This is a genomic window from Paenibacillus sp. sg306046 (genome assembly GCF_059821225.1).
In genome coordinates this window covers 103,816-121,061 of sequence record NZ_JCAMRT010000014.1, presented here as the reverse complement: position 1 = coordinate 121,061, position 17,246 = coordinate 103,816, and the positions used below count along the sequence as shown (strand labels likewise).

Here is a 17,246-nt window from a genome sequence, read left to right as displayed (position 1 = left end):
GCCTTCATCTATTCTTCATGGAATGCTCATGTGGTCTTCATGATGCCGTCGGGCAATCCTTGTATACTTGGCTTATGAATTTAGATTAAGTCTAAATATAAAGGATGGCGAATCTGATGAACCCGAATCATGCTACCTCTTCACCTGCAACCGGCCCGGCCGGCAAGCCTGCGGCTGATCTATCCGGCCAATCGAAGCCTGCGGCGTCCTATCTGACGACCAATCAGGGCGTACCGGTCGGCGACAACCAGCATTCGCGGACAGCCGGACAACGCGGCCCGACCCTGCTGGAGGACTACCATCTGCTGGAGAAGCTCGCGCACTTTGACCGCGAACGGATTCCGGAGCGGGTTGTACACGCCCGCGGCGCAGGCGCCCACGGCGTCTTCGAAGCGGAGCATGACATGAGCGCCTATACGAAGGCGCATCTGTTTGCCGAGCGGGGCCGAACGACGCCGGTATTTGCCCGGTTTTCTACCGTTATTCATGGCACGGGGTCGCCTGAGACGGCTCGTGACCCGCGCGGGTTTGCCGTAAAGTTTTATACGCAGGAGGGCAATTACGACATCGTCGGCAATCATCTGCCGGTGTTTTTCATCCGCGATGCGATGAAGTTTCCCGATATGGTGCATGCGCTCAAGCCTGCCCCGGACACGAACATCCAGGACCCGGCCCGCTACTGGGACTTCATGACGCTGTCCCCGGAATCGACCCATATGCTGACGTGGCTGTTCTCGGACAACGGGACGCCGGCCAATTACCGCCAGCTCGACGGCTTCAGCGTTCACGCCTTCAAGTGGGTGAATGCGGACGGACGCGTTACCTACGTGAAATACCATTGGAAAACGCAGCAGGGCGTCGTGAGCTTTTCCGCGCAGGAGGCGCGGGCAATGCAGGGACAGGACTTCAACCACGCTACCCGCGATTTGCACGAGTCGATCAGACAAGGCCAGTTTCCGCGCTGGGGACTGTATGTGCAGCTGCTGCCGGTAGAGGACCTGGACGCGCACGGCTTCGATCCGCTTGATCCGACCCAGCTGTGGCCGGAGGAGCTATATCCGCTGCATAAGGTAGGAACGATGACGCTGAACCGCAATCCGGACAACTTTTTCGCAGAGGTAGAGCAGTCCGCCTTCTCACCGAGTGCGCTGGTGCCCGGCATCGAGCCGTCGGAGGATAAGCTGCTGCAGGGCCGGCTGTTTTCGTACCCCGATACGCAGCGTTACCGTCTGGGAGCCAACTACTTGCAGCTTCCGGTCAACTGTCCGTACGCGCCGGTCCGCAACTACCAGCGTGATGGGGCGATGGCGATGAAGCAGGACGCGTCCACTTACAATTATGAGCCGAACAGCTCCGCGGACAGCCCGCGCGAGGCGGCGGCATACCGCGATACTCCTGCGCCGCTGCACGGTCAGGCTGAGCGTCGCCGTATCGCAACCGTCGATGATTTTACCCAGGCAGGCGACAAATACCGCAGCTTCACAGCGGAGGAGCGCGACCGTCTGATTGCGAATTTGGTCAACGATCTGCAGGCTGTCCCGTCACAAATTCAATTGCGTGCTGTCTGTCATTTCTTCCGCGCTGACCGTGAATACGGCTCAAGGCTTGCAGCGGGGCTCGGGGTGGACCTGTCCGCCTATATGCAGCCGCCGGGCGGCCCTTCTGCGGGCGAGCCGGGAAGTCAGGCTTGAAGCAAGCGTAGCAGCGGAGAGGCTAAGCCTGGTTTCGGGCAGGGCTGCGGCTTTCGCCCGGAAGCTTTTAACCTAAATTCAAGGAGGAATAGAAGCATGCCAACCCCAATAACCGACGTTTTAAACGTGCAAATCGCCAACTGGACCGTTCTGTATACGAAGCTGCATAATTATCATTGGTATGTGAAGGGGCCGCAGTTTTTCACCCTGCATCTCAAATTCGAGGAACTGTACACCGAGGCGGCGCTCCATGTGGACGCGCTGGCCGAACGGCTGCTTGCGCTCGGCGGCGCGCCGGTGGCGACGATGACAGGCAGCCTGCAGCTGGCCTCCGTGCAGGAGGCGGCTGGCGGTGAAACAGCGGAAGGCATGGTCAGCGCCATTGTCTCCGACTTCCAGGTGCTGATCGCCGAGCTGAAGCAGGGCATGGAGCTGGCCCAGTCGCAGCAGGACGAGACGACAGGCGACATGCTGCTAGGCATTCATGCCGGTCTTGAGAAGCATGTGTGGATGCTCAAGTCGTTTCTTGGCTAAAAGAAAGGAGCTGGACCCCGCCAGTCGCGAGGTTCAGCTCCTTGTGTGTTGTCTGACTAGTTCATTGTCGGCTGGCGCGCGAGTTGCGTACCGGGCCAGGCATAATGGCAAAGCAGGACTGGGCATCAGCCTTCCGCTGTATCGGCTGCCGTCTGCTCCAGCACCTTGACGATTTGCTCAGCCGGGTAAGCGCCGGACAAGGCGTATTTGTTATTGAAGACAAAGAAGGGAACGCCGGTAATCCCCATCCGGGCCGCCGCCTGCTGATCGGCCTTCACCTGCTGCTCGCCGTCTCCTTGCGCAAGCCGCGCCTCCAGCTCGCCGACAGACTCGCCCAGCTCCGCTGCGATCCCGAGCAGCACCTCCTGCCGCGCAATGTCCTGGCCATCCTCGAAATAAGCCTTCATGACCGCCTCGACCCAAGCCGCTTGACGCTCGGGAGCGAGCAATGCGGTCAGCTGGTGCGCCAGCCGCGTATTCGGCATCCGTGTGACCTGATCGAAGCGGAACGTGACGCCGACGGCGGCTCCCGCCTCGGTCACCTGATTCGTTGCCTGCGCAACCTGGGCCGCCCCGCCCATCTTGCGGGCCATTACGTCTTGAAACGGCTTGCCCTCCGGCGGCAGCCCCGGGTCCAGCTCATAGGCGTGAAAGCGTACGACGGCCTGATCGCGGCCTGGCCACGCGGCGAGCGCGTTCAACAGATTTTGTTTGCCGATTCGGCACCAAGGACATACCATATCTGAATAAATATCAATGTGCATATGCTGCAACCTCCCAGGGTAATGAAACGTACATTCAGTATGCGGTATTCTTGAAGGGAAGGCAACCAGAGGCAGCCGTAACGACGTAAAAGGAAGAAGGAAGCAGGCATATGGAACAAACGATGGCCGTCCAGCCGGGCTGGAGGGCGCTGCTCAGGCTGATTTTGCAAACGAAGCCGCCGAGGCGCATCCTCGGTCTGGCGCTTGCGCTCAGTCTGATCAATACAGTAGCCGGATTGATTATCCCGCTGCTCACGCGTAATCTCGTCGATCAGTTTACGCTATCCAGCTTATCCTTGGGGCAGCTGGCGTTGATTGCCGTGGCGTTTGTCGCTCAGGCGCTTGCGTCCGGCTTCTCGATTTATTTGCTCAGCCGGGTCGGCCAGCAGGTCGTGGCGAACTTGCGCGAGCGGCTGTGGAACAAGCAGCTGCGGCTGACGGTGTCCTATTATGACCGGCACCAGACGGGCGAAACGATCAGCCGGATGACCAGTGACACCAGCGTGCTCAAAGGCTTGATCGGCGAGCATGTGGCCGGCTTTTTTACGGGTCTTGTGTCGGTTATCGGAGCGCTCGTCATGCTGTTTGTGCTGGACTGGCGGATGACGCTGATGATGCTGGTCGTTATTCCGCTGGCCGCCGCTGTGCTGGTGCCGCTGGGGAAACGCATTTATACGATTTCCAAAGGACTGCAGGGCGAGACAGCGGAGTTTACGTCCACCTTGAACCGGGTGCTGTCCGAGGTGCGGCTTGTGAAGTCGTCCAATGCCGAGGAGCGCGAATATCGGAACGGTCGGGAGGGCATCCGCAATTTGCTGAGCTACGGAATTCGCGAGGGCAAGGTTCAGGCGGTGCTCAGTCCGATCATCTCGCTGGTTATGCTGCTGATGTTTGTGCTCATTATGGGCTACGGCGGTCTGCGGGTTTCGTCGGGAGCTTTAACGGCCGGGGCCTTGGTCGCTTTTCTGCTGTATGTGTTCCAGATCGTGATGCCGGTCACTCAAATCTCGCAGTTTTTCACCGAATTTCAGAAAGCGATGGGCGCAACCGAGCGCATCATTGAGATGCTGGACGAGCCGGAGGAGTCGCTTGTCGGCCAGCCGCTTGGAGCGACCGACGGTGCGATTCGGCTGGAGCGCGTATCCTTCGCTTACGAGTCCGGCGAGCCGGTGCTGCACGAGGTGTCATTTCAAGTGATGCCGGGCAAGGTGACCGCGATTGTCGGTCCGAGCGGCAGCGGCAAAACGACGCTGTTTTCGCTGCTGGAACGGTTTTATACGCCGACGGGAGGCCGGATCGTGCTGGACGGCTTGCCGATTCAGGACTACACACTTGCGTCCTGGCGCAGCCGGATCGGGTACGTGTCGCAGGAAAGTCCGCTTGTTTCAGGCACGATCCGTGAAAATATGTGCTACGGCCTCGACCGCGAGGTGGAGGTGGACGAGCTGGAGCAGGCGGCGCGCATGGCTTATGCCGATGAATTTATTAACGAATTGCCGGACCGGTATGCTACGGAGGTCGGCGAGCGCGGGATCAAGCTGTCCGGAGGCCAGCGCCAGCGGATTGCGATTGCCCGGGCGCTGCTGCGTGACCCGCAAATGCTGATGCTCGATGAGGCGACCTCCAGTCTGGACAGCAAGTCGGAAATTGTCGTGCAGCAGGCGTTGTCCAACCTGATGCGCGGCCGTACGACGCTGGTCATCGCCCACCGGCTTTCGACGGTGATGGACGCCGATCAGATTGTCTTTCTGGAGAAAGGCGAGATCACAGGCATCGGCACGCATGACGAGCTGTACCACACGCATGAGCTGTACCGGCAATTTGCTTCCCAGCAGCTGCGGCTGCAGGAGTAATCCGAATCGTCAGCCGCTCCCTGTGCAGGGGGCGGCTTTGATTTGCCCTTCGTTTCGTCGTATAGTGAATCGTATAGAGGGAAGCAGTTTAACTTCAAAGGTGGTTGAAGACAGACGTATGGAGTGGACGCAAGCGTTATCGAATTTAACGTGGGAGGATGTCGAGCACTGGCTGCAGCGGTACGAGGCGCTGGGCCCGCTTCCAGGCATTCTGCTGCCCTTCGTGGAAGCGTTCCTGCCGATGCTGCCGTTGCTTGCGATTGTGATCGCCAACGTCAATGCTTACGGGCTGGGCGAAGGGATGCTCTTATCGTGGATCGGCGTCGTTTGCGGAGCTGTCAGCGTATTTGCCATCGTGCGGGCGTTTGGCTCGCGGCTGCGCGGCTGGCTGGAGCGCAAGCTGCCGCGTACCGGGCGGCTGATGCATTGGCTGGAGGGGCATGGCTTTACGTCGGTGTTTATACTGGCCTGCTTCCCGTTCACGCCTTCAGCGGTCGTAACCCTTGTATCGGCGTTGTCCCGGATGCGTTTTCTGACGTTTCTGCTGGCGACGGCGCTGGGCAAAGGGATCATGATTTTTCTTGTCTCGCTGGCGGGCAGCGATGTGGCCGGGTTGCTGCGGCAGCCGTGGAAATTGCTTGTGATTGCGGCTGCGTTTGGCCTGATGTGGCTGATCGGCAAGAGGGTTGAAGCCAAATACATGAACGGGTAGCTGTCCGGCCAGGCGATGTGCGGCCCCGGACGGAGGAAGGAGAGAACGGCGATGCCTGTCATCCTGCAGCAGCTTTATATCGAAGCGCCTCCGGCATTATGCTTCGATCTGTCGCGCAGCATTGATATGCATATGGACTCGATGGCGCAGACAGGGGAGCGGGCGATCGGCGGGAGGACAAGCGGTCTGATCGAATGCGGGGAGACCGTCACCTGGGAGGCGGTTCATTTCGGGGTCCGGCAGCGGCTCACCGCCCGGATTACCGAGCTGGACCGGCCCCGCCGGTTCGTGGACGAGCAGGTCAGCGGCGCCTTTCGCCGCTTTTATCATGAGCATGCATTTGAGCCGCAGGGGACGGGGACGCTGCTGACGGACACGTTCGACTACACGTCCCCGCTCGGCGCACTCGGCCGGCTGGCCGACCGGCTGTTTCTGGAGCGTTATATGACGCGGCTGCTCGGGCAGCGCAATGAGGTGATCCGCCGGATTGCCGAGGCGTGGGACGAAGAACGGGCCGCGCGTTACGGCCTTCGCTGATGTTGGCGACGAGGGCATCCGCCGGGAGGACAAGCGGTAGTCAGTCCGGGGAGCCGGAGGTCCTTCGCCGACATCTGAAGTGATGTCAGTGTGGTGTGTCAGGGTGTGAGTCATTGCGTGGCTCAGGAACGTGAGTCAGGGCGTGAGTCAGTGTGTGGCTCAGGGCGCTAGTGCTAGTCTGGGCGACGCCGTCGGGGAAGCTCCGTGACTAGCGCCGCGCCTTAGGCAGGTAGCCGCGCGCCTCCAGCAGGCCGATCACGGCAGCGGCACAGGCTGCGCAGTCCGAGTGATCCGTATGCAGGACAAGGTCCGGCGCAAGCGGCTCTTCGTAAGGAGCCTGAATGCCGGTAAAATCGGGGATGTCGCCGCGCAAAGCTTTCCGATAAAGCCCCTTCGGATCACGGGCGATCAGCACGTCAAGCGGAGCCGTGACCCAAACCTCCAGCACGTCCCCGATTTCCTGCCGCGCGTAGTCCCGCATCGACCGGTACGGCGAAATCAGCGCAGCGAGGCAAATGACCTGCTGCCTGGTCAGCAGCTTGGCAACGTAGACGGCTCGCCGGATATGGGTATGCCTGTCCTCCGGGGAAAAGCCGAGATCGTGGCACAATGTTTGCCGGAGCAGGTCGCCGTCAAGGTATTCGGTCCGGACGTCGCGTTCCAGCAGCAAGCGATGCACTTCCTGCGCGATGGTCGTTTTGCCGGCCCCGGACAGGCCGGTTAACCAGAGCGTTACGCCGCGTTGGGTCGCGTTTGGGTGAAGCGGAGCAGTGCTGATCGTATCGTTAGGCAAGCAAGCGGCCTGCTTTGCTATGCGCGGTATGGCTGTAGGCGGTGCAGCTTCCCGGCCAGCAGCCTGGTTCGGCGCAAGCTGCTGTTGGTTTGGCTGGACTCCGGGGAGCAGGTCCGGACGGTTGTCGTTGCTCATAAGCTAAATTCCTCGCTTTCCGAAAGAGTTAAACCATGTCTGGTTATATCCTTTTATCGTCGTCATCCGTTCCCTTCATTGTACCATGGTCTCTACAGGAAATCCGACCGCGCGAATGTTTCGTTATAACCGTCTTCTCCATAGCGGGGCAGCGGAGCTTCTTCTACAATGGAAAGACAACGGGGCAACCCGTAGTTATGACGTGGAGGTTTTACCTATTTCGATCGAATGGACACCTGAATGGACGCCGGAGCAATGGGGCTGGGACGATACGCTGGGGGCGGAGTTTGTCCCTTATCGAGCAAATGGCTATGAACCGGGCAGAGTGACGCTGGAGCATAAGCGGCTGTACCGTGTCGTTGCGCCCAGCGGCGAGCTGCTCGCCGAGGTATCCGGCAAGCTGGCGCACCAGGCGGTCGGCCGCGCCGATTATCCGGCGGTTGGCGATTGGGTGGCGCTGCAGCCGCGGCTGTCCGACGGACGCGCGACGATTCATGCGGTGCTGCCGCGCCGCAGCAAATTTTCCCGGCGGGCCGCCGGGTCAGCTGTCGAGGAGCAAATTGTAGCGGCTAACGTGGATACGGTGTTCCTCGTGCATGCGCTTAATCAGGACTATAATGTGAGGCGGCTGGAGCGGTATTTGACGCTTGCGTATGAGAGCGGAGCGGCTCCGGTCGTTATACTGAGCAAAGCTGATCTATGCGAGCGCGTAGAGGCGCGGATCGCTGAGGTTGAAGGCATCGCGCTCGGCGTGCCGGTCCACGCGATCAGCTCGCTGCTTGGCGCGGGTCTGGGCCCGCTGGAGGCGTATTTGCAGCCGGGGCGCACGGTTGCGCTGCTCGGCTCCTCGGGGGCGGGCAAGTCTACGCTCGTCAATCGGCTGTACGGCAGCGAGGTGCTGCGCACCGGAGGCATCCGCGAGGGGGATGACCGGGGGAGGCATACGACGACGCACCGCGAGCTGATCCGGCTGCCCGAGGGGGCGCTGCTGCTCGATACGCCCGGCATGCGGGAGCTGCAGCTGTGGGACGCCGACAGCGGTCTGGGCACCGCGTTCGGCGATGTGGAGGAATTGGCGGGAGCCTGCCGCTTCGGCGACTGCGCACATGGCAGCGAGCCAGGCTGCGCCGTTCAAGCCGCGCTGGCGAACGGAACGCTGGCTTCGGCCCGCTACGACAGCTACCTCAAGCTCCAGAAGGAGCTGGCCTTCGAGGCGCGTAAAACCGACAGCTCGCTGGCGAGAGCCGAGAAGGAACGCTGGAAGAAAATTCACAGCGGGTTAAAAAAGCAGCCCAAACGTCCGCATTGACGCGACAAGACGAGATTTGTTTTGCGACAGAAAGTCCTTATCCGAATGGCCTTTTGGATAAAGGGCTTTTTGCTGCTGCCGCGTTGTGGTAACCTTAGGAGGCTGGCATCAGGAGCGGAATCAGGAAAGCCGAGGTATAACAAAAATGTGGAAAAACCGGAATGTATGGATTGTGCTCACCGGGGAGTTTGTTGCCGGTCTGGGGCTGTGGATGTCGATTATTGCGAATCTGGAATTTATGCAGCAGCATGTACCGTCCGATTTCGTCAAATCGTTGATTTTATTCGCGGGGTTGATCGCCGGGGTGGCTTTCGGGCCGCTGGCGGGCCGGGTGATCGACACCGTTTCGAAGAAAAAGGTGCTGCTGTACGCCAGCGCCGGACGGACATTAAGCGTCGGCTTTATGTTTATTGCGCTGCAGCAGGAATCGGTGCTGTGGATGATCGTGTTTTTTGTGTCGCTACAGGCTTCGGCGGCCTTTTATTTCCCGGCGCTGCAGTCGGTCATTCCGTTGATCGTGCCGGAGCGCGAGCTGCTGACGCTGAATGGCGTTCATATGAACGCAGGCACGATGGCCCGGATTTTGGGGACGACGCTTGCCGGTTTGCTGCTGGCGGTCATGTCCTTGTACGGGCTTTATACGCTGTCGATTATCGCTTATGCGCTGCTGTTCGCTTCGACCTTCCTGCTCCGGCTGCAGGAGCAGCCGTTCGGGAAGGAGCGCGAGAAGCCGTCCGGGGATGCTGCAGGCGGCGCTGATTCAAGCGCGTCGGACGAAGCCGATGCGGCCGATGACCACAAACAGGCGGCCAGCTCCGCGATCGGGACGGCTGCGGAGTTGGCGACGCAAGCGTCGGCGGCAGCTGCCGGACAAGCCGATCCGGCCCCCGGCATGCCGGAGCGCGGCTTCAAGGCGATTGTGCCCTTGCTGCGCTCCCATCCGGCGGTCGTCACGGTGCTGCTGCTGATGATCGTTCCGACTTTATTTATCGGCGGCTTCAATCTGATGGTGATCAATATCAGCGAGCTGCAGCACAGCACGGGCATCAAGAGCTGGCTGTACGCCGTCGAAGGGACCAGCATTATTGTGACAGGCTTTCTGATCAAACGCTTCGCCCACGGAGGGACGCTGCTGGGCCGTCTGTTTCTGTTTGCTTCGTTTGTCGCGCTTGCGCAGCTGCTGCTGTTTTTCGCCGAGCTGCCGGCGCTGTCGCTGGCCGCCTTCGCTGTATTCGGCATAGCGGTCGGCGGGTTTTTCCCGGCGGCGGCGACGTTGTTCCAGCATGAGATTCCTAAGTCATATCATGGCCGGTTTTTCTCGTTCCGCAGCATGCTGGACCGCGTTATGTTTCAGGTCGTGCTGCTTAGCACAGGGCTGCTGCTGGATACGATCGGGCTGCAGTGGATGGTGCTGACGTACGGGATCTTGTCGCTTGCGCTGGTCGGCTGGCTCAGTCTACGGGGCCGTATGCGCGGCGCAGCGGCAGCCGGACGTTACGACAGACAGGCATAGCGCGGCGAAATCGGCGAGATGGAAGCGATGCTCTAGTGCAGCGAGCCGGACATGATCCTTCCGTAGCATACGGCTGGTGTGGAGAGTACAAGCTAGTGCAACTGCCGGTATCCAGCAGAGGCATGCGCGGCGTGGAGGAACAGATGCGCCCGGAAACGCAAACGAGCCTCAACGTGTTATTGCGCGGCTCCCGGCCACTCATCCTTGGACGGCCCGTATACGCCGGGTACCTTCAGTCCCGCCTGCCGCATCAAAATGGTCATTTGCGCCCGGTGATGCACCTCATGGTTGATCAAAATGTGCAGCGTCACGCCGTTCGGCCAGCTTTCCCCGTACATGTCGGATACTGCGGCAAGATTGCTGTCTGTCCATTGGGTACGGATCGCTTCCGCCGCCGCCCGCACTGCTTGCTCATAGCCCTCGATGATTGCTGCGGCAGTCGTCGGCACGGCGGCATGCTCGTCCGGCGACGTGAAGCGCAGTCCGGTGCGCGGCAGCATCTCCTGGTAGGTGGTAACGATATGCCAGGCGAGCTGGCCGAGCGTGCGGTAGCCGGGGGCGACCTCCTGAGCGAGCGAGGCGTCGGACAGGGCGCGGAACACCTTGAGCGTCGAAGCGCTTTCCAGCTTGAATTCTTCCTCGAATGCGGCGATAGTTTGAATAAACATGCACGATCCACTCCTCGAATTTCAAATGGCGAGCGGCTGCCGGATGCCTTGGTCGAAGTCGGCGAAGCGCCGGCAGACAGGTCCATCCGTAGTATACCAAATTCGTTGCAGAAAATCGCAAGCAGCCTGTTTCACGATTTGTGAAAGCGGTTAAATAATAAAAGTAAGGGTCTGCATGTTCTGGCTTCTGCTCTCATAGGGTATATCAAAAGGAGGTGGGCAACGTTGAACGAAGAGGCGATTTATACGGTTGTCACAGAAGATCAAACCTTTCTTTTTGAAACCGAGGAAAAGTTTTTCGATTTCATGTCCGAGCAAAATTCGGCGCTTGTGATTAACCGGATCGAAAAAAACGACTAATCATCGGCCCACTGCCCATGGCTTGAGCACCCTGCACCAGACGGATCGACAGCTGAAAGGCAAGACCTCATACACCATGCGCGCCCTTGCAGCGGCGGCGCCTGCTTTTTCTGCAGGCGCCGCCGTTTTTTGCAGCAGCGATCCCGATTGCGGATTGCCGCGGACTCGTGTCGGGTATGGTATACCTAGAGGGAGGTGTGCCAGACGATGGTCAAAATGATCATTACGCTGCTGGCGCTTACGGCCGTTCACTTCGAGCTATGGCGGACGCTGCCTGACCTCAAAGGAAAAGGCGCCGCCGGGCTGCTCCTGCTGCTGGTTGTGCTTGCAGCTCCGTTAGTTTATTTGACGGTGGACGATATTCGTCATGCGTATCAAGATGCGAACATCGGGCTGGGACTAGCGCTTCTGTTTACATGGGCCGCGACGCTGATTCTTGCGGTCGTCAGCGTGATTCGCCGCCTGCGGCGCTCCAGATAGGCAGCGGCTGACAGCCGCAGCAAACAGGCCCGTTCCGGGAGGAAGGGCCTGTTTGGCATGCGGAATGTAGCATCATCGAGTTGCTTCGATTGAAACTTTTCTTACTTTTTCGGATCAAAGGAGCTTTTCAGCGATACAATCCGGTTAAACACCAGCCGGTCGGCGTTCGAATCTTTAGAATCGACATTAAAATACCCGTGGCGGAAAAACTGGAATTTATCCTGCGCCTGAGCCCCGTTCATATTGTCCTCCACGAAGCCTTGGAGCTTCTGCAGCGAGTTCGGGTTCAGGTTGCTGAGGAAGTCGTCGCTGCCGCTCGCGGCTTCGTCCAGGATCAGCGGCTCATATAACCGAAATTCGGCCGGCTTCGCTTGAGCTGCCTCCACCCAGTGGATCGTGCCCTTCACCTTGCGGCCGGTGAAGCCGCTGCCGCTTTTGGTCTCCGGATCATACGTGCAGTGCAGCTCAACAACTTCGCCGCTCTCATCCTTCACGACCTGCTCGCATTTGATGAAGTAGGCGTGCTTGAGCCGCACCTCGTTGCCGGGGAACAAGCGGTGGTACCCTTTGACCGGCTCCTCCATGAAATCATCGCGCTCAATGTACAGCTCCCGGGAAAACGGAATGTGGCGGCTGCCCATCGCTTCATTTTCCGGATTGATCTCGGCCTCAAGCTGCTCGACTTGACCCTCCGGGTAATTCGTGATGACGACCTTCAGCGGCTGAATGACGGCCATCGTACGCGGCGCCTTGAGCTTGAGATCCTCGCGGATAAAATGCTCCAGCAGCTTTTCATCGACCGTGCTGTTGTTTGTTTTCACAATGCCAACCTCGCGGCAAAAATCCCGGATCGCCTCCGGCGTATACCCCTTGCGGCGCAAGCCGGAAATCGTCGGCATCCGCGGATCGTCCCAGCCGTCTACGACCTGCTCATCGACCAGCTGCTTGAGCTTGCGTTTGCTCATGACGGTATTGGTGACGTTCAGGCGGCCAAATTCATACTGCTGCGGTACGCACGGCATCTCGCATTCCTGAATGACCCAGTCGTACAGCGCCCGATGGTCGGCGAATTCCATCGTACAGATCGAATGGGTAATGCCTTCAATCGCATCCTCCAGCGGATGGGCGTAGTCATACATCGGGTAAATGCACCAGGCATCGCCCGTGTTGTGATGATGCGCGTGGGCAATCCGGTACAGCACAGGATCGCGCAGGTTGATGTTGGGCGAAGCCATGTTGATTTTGGCGCGCAGCACCTTCTGTCCGTTCGGAAACTCGCCTTGGCGCATCCGCTCGAACAGGTCGAGATTTTCCTCCACGCTCCGTTCGCGGTACGGGCTGTCTTGGCCAGGGGCGGTCAGCGTGCCGCGCGTCTCGCGGATTTGCTCGGCCGTCAGGTCGCAGACGTAGGCTTTGCCCTTGCGGATCAGCACAAGCGCCCGCTGGTACATTTCCTCGAAGAAGTCGGAGGCAAAAAACAGCTTCTCCCACTCAAAGCCGAGCCATTTCACATCCTCCTGAATCGACTTGACGTATTCGGTATCTTCCTTGACCGGGTTCGTGTCGTCGAAGCGCAGATGGGTGCGTCCGCCAAATTCGTCGGCCAGCTCAAAGTTCAGACAGATCGACTTGGCATGGCCGATATGCAGGTAGCCGTTTGGCTCCGGCGGGAACCGGGTGACGATTTCGTTTACCTTGCCCGATTTCAGATCGTCGATGACGATTTGCTTGATATAGTTGCCGGAGGAGGCCGGCGCCGGTTTCGTAGTTTCCACGTGTGGTTCCAACCTTTCTCTAGGGGATGCCTGAATCTATTACTCCCTATAATACACAAATTCGCCTGTAAATATAATGGTTTTTCTGCACGAATCTACGAAAAACGGCATCGTACAACCGCTGGTGCAACGATCCGACAAATTTATAGTATAAAAGTACCAAATACAGTAAACTGGTAGTAGAGCTTATGTAAGCGGATGAATGTGTAAAGGGGCGAACGTTGTTTGAAAAGTCTTCATCTCCGTATTATGCTGATTTTTTCCACCATCATCGTGGCGGCCGGAGCGCTGCTCAGCTATCAGATTTACAGCTCCTCCCTGCATCTGATTACCCAGTCGCTGGGCGAGCAGGCACGCGGGGTGTCCGAATACGCGGTCAAACAAATTGACCTTGCATCGTACCGCAAGCTGCTCGACGAGCAGCAGGAAAGCGCTTATTATCGGGAGCTGCGCTTGAAATTCAATGGTATGCGCGAAGCGAATCGCCTCAAATATTTGTACACGATGGCTGAGCGTAAAAACGGCGACGCCACCGAATATTACTACGTCGTCGACGGCATGCCGCTGGATGCCAAGGGAGATGACTTTTCTCCGCTGGGCAAGGCGGAGCCGGACCCGGACGAATCACTGATCAAGGCGTTTCAGGAGCGCAAGACGTATGTGGGCGAGCTGACCCGAGATGAGCCGTACGGCGCGGTTGTGACCGCCTATATCCCGATTGTGACGCCGGACGGCCAGCTGCTGGGCGTATTGGGCGCTGACCTGGATGCAACGTCGGTTTACGAGCTGCTGGGCGCCAATCAGAGGAAGGTGCTGCTGCTGTCGTCGGTTATTTTGCTCGCATCGCTGGTCGCCATCTTTGCGGTATCGCGGATGATTGTAGCCCCTGTGCTGCGGCTGACTCGCGAGATGGAGCGGGTGCAGGCCGGCGATCTGACGGTGACCGTGCAGGTCAAAGGACGCGATGAGGTCGGCCGAATGGCGGGTACGTTCCAGCGGATGGTCCATGTGCTGCAAGAGATGATCCAGGGTGTGCAGCATAATGTCGTGGAGGTTCGCCGGGCAACCGTACTGCTCGCCGAGAGCGCAGATGCGACCAGCGTCTCCAGCGAACGGATTGCCGGTCATCTGGCCCAATCCGCAGCCGATGCCCGCATGCAGGCGCAATATACCGGCGAGACGGCGAAGGCTGTCGGCGAAGTGGGCGAAGGCGTCCGGCGGATCGCGGACTCGCTGACGATCGTGGCTGAGGCTTCGCAGGAAGCGACCGATGCGGCCAAGGTCGGAGACGCGTTTATTAACGACGCTTCCGCTCAAATGACAGCCGTACAGGCGTCGGCCCGCGAGACGGCGCAGGACGCAGAGCGGCTGCAGCAGCGCACGGACGAGGTAAGCGAAATTGTGGATCTGATCCGCGCCATTGCTTCGCAGACCAATCTGCTTGCGCTGAATGCCGCCATCGAGGCGGCCAGGGCGGGCGAGCATGGTCTCGGCTTCCATGTCGTTGCCGATCAGGTGCGCAAGCTGGCGGTGCAGTCCGAGGAGTCTGCGCTGCGCATCGGCGAGCTGATCGAAGCGATGGTTGCGGATACCGGCAAGGTGGTTGCCGGTGTCCGGCACCAGACCGGCGAGGTCGACGCCGGGCTGCGTGTGATGCGCAGCGCCGGGACGGCGTTCGGGCGTATTTTGCAGGAGGTCGAGCGTGTCAGCAGTCAGGTGCAGGAGCTGTCCGCCGTCTCCGAGGAAATTGCGAACGGGGCGGAGCAGGTCACAACCTCGGCAGATGAGATCGAACGTCTGTCCCGCCAAAGCTCGGAGCATGGGCAAGGCATCGCAGCGGCGGCAGACAAGCAGCTGGACGCGACGCGTCAGCTTGCTGACCTGAGCGTAGAGCTGGAGGGCATGTCCAGTCAGATGGAGCAGCTGATCCATCGCTTCACCGTCAGCAAGGCTGGAAGCAAGCACGACGGCGCTTGATGTGAAGCGGATCAGTCCGCGAGCAGCCGCAGCCGTTCCAGCACGCGCCGCTTGCGGTACAGCATCGTCGCCGCTTCGGCGACGTCCTGCAAGGCGCCGCGATTCAGCACAGCGCCGAACAGCATCCCGGCGATCGGTACGAGCTGGAACAGCTTCTTCCAGCCGAAATTGTCGCGATAGGCGGCGACAACCTCCCGCCAGCCCTGCAGCTGCGACAGCGTCTCGCGCTGGCGCCGGTCGTTGCCGAAGTCGGCCAGCTCCTCCAGCACAGCTTTTTTGCCGACGATATCGGCGGAAGCAAATTGCAGGCATTTAATAATAAATACCCGTTCGGCCTTCTGATTAGGATCGTAGCCGTAGGTCATGGCGATTTCCTGAATCGTCTTGAGCGACAGCCCCAGAATGGCCGGAATATCAATAGCAAGCGTCAGCAACCCGCCAAAGCCGGTCGTCGCCCCTTGCGCTGTTGCCATCGTGATGCGGCTTTGAGCAAGCTGCCGGGACGCGGCGTCCATGACGGAGAGCGGCAGCTTGTGAACCGCGCTAAGAGTGAGCGCCTCCAGCGGCTTGGCGTTCGGTCGCGTTTCGTTTGAGCCGGTGGCTGCTGTCGCCATTTCCTGGCGAAGCCGGGTGAGCACGCCTTGCTCCGACACTAAATATTGCCCGCCTGTCTGCACGTAGCTGCCGACCTCGTCCATCGCTTCGGCGAGCTTTTTTTGAATCGATTGCGGAGTGAGACGATCCAGCAGTTGGAATGGCAGGCGGCCAATTTTTTCCCAAAACCAGAGGTCCTTCTGGCCAGTTTCCCAAGCCTGGATCTGCTGCAGCATGCGCCGCAGCGCGTCTTCCGTTTCGGGAACCGGGTATGCGACAGGCGAGGAGATGGGGAGATTCGGGTCAGCGGACATCGGATCACGGCTCCTTTGATTATATAAGTCGGTTATATAAAGTGTAGCGAATATGAGAAGTATACGAATAAACAGGCATCGGGATGCAAATCCGGTTGCCGGCGTACAGTCACGTACCTGCGGCTTGCGTTGGCAAGATGCAGAGTGGAAGGTGAGTCAACGATGATTCGCATCGGGCTTTCCGGCTGGGGCGATCATGATGAGCTGTATGGCCCAGGCTCGGCAGGCAAGCATAAATTGAAGCTGTACAGCCGCTATTTTCCGACGGTGGAGGTGGACAGCTCGTTTTACGCTGTGCAATCCCAGGAAAATTTTATCCGGTGGATGGCGGAGACGCCCCCGGACTTTGCGTTTGTCGTGAAGGCTTACCAAGGGATGACCGGTCATGCCCGGAAGCCGGTGCCCTTTGCAGATACGGAGGCGATGTTCCAGGCGTTTCGGACCTCGATCGAGCCTGTTTTGGAGGCGGGCAAGCTGAAGTGCGTCTTATTCCAATACCCGCCGTGGTTTGATTGCAATCGCGTCCATGTGGACCTGCTGCGGGAGGCGAAGCGACTGATGGGCGATACGCCGGTTGCGCTGGAGTTTCGCCACCAAAGCTGGTTTACGGAAGGCATGCGTGAGAAAACGCTGGCATTTATGACCCGCGAGGGCTGGATGCACAGCATCTGCGACGAGCCGCAGGCTGGCGTCGGCTCTATACCGATTGTGCTGCGGGCGACGCATCCGGCGCTTACGGTCGTGCGCATGCACGGACGAAATGCCGCCAACTGGAATCAGGGGGGCGGTCCGAACTGGCGGGAGGTACGGTACTTGTACCGGTACAACGAAGCGGAGCTGCTGGAATGGAAGGAACGGCTGCTGCTTCTGGCTCAGGAAACCCGCGAAATTTGCCTGATCTTCAACAATAACTCCGGCGGCGATGCGGCGGCCAACGGGCTTGAGCTGATGCGTTTGCTCGGGATGAAGACGGAGCCGCTTGCGCCGCGCCAGCTGGATTTGTTTTAGCCAGCGGAGCTAGCGCCGGAGGGGCTTGATTGCGCCCCCGGCGCTTTAGCTGCGCGGCATTCCTCGGGAGAACAGGTCAACTGGCGGGAACCGCTGCTGGCAGCAGACTGACGGGTTTATGAATAGGCGATGGTCTGGCGGGGAAAGTATTGACAACAGCTGCGGATCATTTTAAAATAAACATATGAATACATGCTCATGTGTTGTTTTTATAAAAATACGTTTGATT

The 17,246-nt window shown here is 59.3% G+C and carries 16 protein-coding genes; 11 read left to right on the top strand and 5 right to left on the bottom strand.

Features of this window, described 5'->3' with window-relative positions; all coding sequences use genetic code 11:
• Positions 1 to 116: 116 nt before the first annotated feature.
• Both AC6ROY_RS15800 and AC6ROY_RS15795 read left to right on the top strand, forming a co-directional pair.
• Positions 117 to 1,691, top strand: coding sequence for a catalase (locus tag AC6ROY_RS15800; RefSeq protein ID WP_500101532.1), 1,575 nt, complete (start codon positions 117 to 119; stop codon positions 1,689 to 1,691).
• A 96-nt stretch (positions 1,692 to 1,787) separates the two neighbouring features.
• Positions 1,788 to 2,225 carry a Dps family protein gene (locus AC6ROY_RS15795; protein WP_500101531.1) on the top strand — a complete coding sequence of 146 codons (438 nt, stop codon included), beginning with the start codon at positions 1,788 to 1,790 and terminating at the stop codon, positions 2,223 to 2,225.
• Between the two features lie 125 nt (positions 2,226 to 2,350).
• Here the strand turns inward: AC6ROY_RS15795 and AC6ROY_RS15790 are convergent, their stop codons facing one another.
• Positions 2,351 to 2,989: a DsbA family oxidoreductase gene (locus tag AC6ROY_RS15790; protein ID WP_500101530.1), complete on the bottom strand. Its 639-nt coding sequence runs from the start codon at positions 2,987 to 2,989 to the stop codon at positions 2,351 to 2,353.
• Between the two features lie 110 nt (positions 2,990 to 3,099).
• Here AC6ROY_RS15790 and AC6ROY_RS15785 point away from each other — a divergent pair, with 110 nt between their 5' ends.
• From AC6ROY_RS15785 to AC6ROY_RS15775, 3 genes are all read left to right on the top strand, one after another.
• Positions 3,100 to 4,842 carry an ABC transporter ATP-binding protein gene (locus AC6ROY_RS15785; protein WP_500101529.1) on the top strand — a complete coding sequence of 581 codons (1,743 nt, stop codon included), beginning with the start codon at positions 3,100 to 3,102 and terminating at the stop codon, positions 4,840 to 4,842.
• A gap of 118 nt (positions 4,843 to 4,960) precedes the next feature.
• Positions 4,961 to 5,554, top strand: a complete 594-nt coding sequence (locus tag AC6ROY_RS15780) for a TVP38/TMEM64 family protein (protein ID WP_500101528.1) — start codon at positions 4,961 to 4,963, stop codon at positions 5,552 to 5,554.
• A gap of 51 nt (positions 5,555 to 5,605) precedes the next feature.
• Positions 5,606 to 6,091 (top strand): SRPBCC family protein, encoded by a 486-nt coding sequence (locus AC6ROY_RS15775; protein ID WP_500101527.1) that lies wholly within the window; start codon positions 5,606 to 5,608, stop codon positions 6,089 to 6,091.
• 208 nt (positions 6,092 to 6,299) lie between these two features.
• Here AC6ROY_RS15775 and cysC read toward each other — a convergent pair whose 3' ends face one another.
• A complete protein-coding gene (gene cysC / locus AC6ROY_RS15770) occupies positions 6,300 to 7,019 on the bottom strand; it encodes an adenylyl-sulfate kinase (protein WP_500101526.1) in 720 nt (239 codons plus the stop codon).
• Between the two features lie 115 nt (positions 7,020 to 7,134).
• Between cysC and rsgA the strand changes: the two genes are divergently transcribed.
• Positions 7,135 to 8,328, top strand: a complete 1,194-nt coding sequence (gene rsgA, locus AC6ROY_RS15765) for a ribosome small subunit-dependent GTPase A (protein WP_500101525.1) — start codon at positions 7,135 to 7,137, stop codon at positions 8,326 to 8,328.
• Between the two features lie 145 nt (positions 8,329 to 8,473).
• Complete coding sequence (locus tag AC6ROY_RS15760; RefSeq protein WP_500101524.1) at positions 8,474 to 9,841, top strand: MFS transporter; 1,368 nt, start codon at positions 8,474 to 8,476, stop codon at positions 9,839 to 9,841.
• Positions 9,842 to 10,017: 176 nt separating this feature from the next.
• Here the strand turns inward: AC6ROY_RS15760 and AC6ROY_RS15755 are convergent, their stop codons facing one another.
• The gene (locus tag AC6ROY_RS15755) at positions 10,018 to 10,509 is read right to left on the bottom strand and encodes a DinB family protein (RefSeq protein ID WP_500101523.1); all 492 of its coding nucleotides are present in this window, start codon (positions 10,507 to 10,509) and stop codon (positions 10,018 to 10,020) included.
• A gap of 225 nt (positions 10,510 to 10,734) precedes the next feature.
• Between AC6ROY_RS15755 and AC6ROY_RS15750 the strand changes: the two genes are divergently transcribed.
• Both AC6ROY_RS15750 and AC6ROY_RS15745 read left to right on the top strand, forming a co-directional pair.
• Entirely contained in the window at positions 10,735 to 10,869 is a 135-nt protein-coding gene (locus tag AC6ROY_RS15750) for a hypothetical protein (protein ID WP_500101522.1), read from the top strand.
• 207 nt (positions 10,870 to 11,076) lie between these two features.
• Complete coding sequence (locus AC6ROY_RS15745) at positions 11,077 to 11,349, top strand: hypothetical protein (RefSeq protein WP_500101521.1); 273 nt, start codon at positions 11,077 to 11,079, stop codon at positions 11,347 to 11,349.
• 101 nt (positions 11,350 to 11,450) lie between these two features.
• Here AC6ROY_RS15745 and AC6ROY_RS15740 read toward each other — a convergent pair whose 3' ends face one another.
• Entirely contained in the window at positions 11,451 to 13,124 is a 1,674-nt protein-coding gene (locus AC6ROY_RS15740; RefSeq protein ID WP_500101520.1) for a glutamine--tRNA ligase/YqeY domain fusion protein, read from the bottom strand.
• Between the two features lie 225 nt (positions 13,125 to 13,349).
• Between AC6ROY_RS15740 and AC6ROY_RS15735 the strand changes: the two genes are divergently transcribed.
• The gene (locus AC6ROY_RS15735; protein WP_500101519.1) at positions 13,350 to 15,101 is read left to right on the top strand and encodes a methyl-accepting chemotaxis protein; all 1,752 of its coding nucleotides are present in this window, start codon (positions 13,350 to 13,352) and stop codon (positions 15,099 to 15,101) included.
• 11 nt (positions 15,102 to 15,112) lie between these two features.
• Here AC6ROY_RS15735 and AC6ROY_RS15730 read toward each other — a convergent pair whose 3' ends face one another.
• Complete coding sequence (locus tag AC6ROY_RS15730; protein WP_500101518.1) at positions 15,113 to 16,009, bottom strand: EcsC family protein; 897 nt, start codon at positions 16,007 to 16,009, stop codon at positions 15,113 to 15,115.
• Positions 16,010 to 16,171: 162 nt separating this feature from the next.
• On the opposite strand from AC6ROY_RS15730, the gene AC6ROY_RS15725 reads away from it, so the two are divergent.
• The gene (locus AC6ROY_RS15725) at positions 16,172 to 17,017 is read left to right on the top strand and encodes a DUF72 domain-containing protein (protein WP_500101517.1); all 846 of its coding nucleotides are present in this window, start codon (positions 16,172 to 16,174) and stop codon (positions 17,015 to 17,017) included.
• The last annotated feature ends 229 nt before the right edge of the window (positions 17,018 to 17,246 follow it).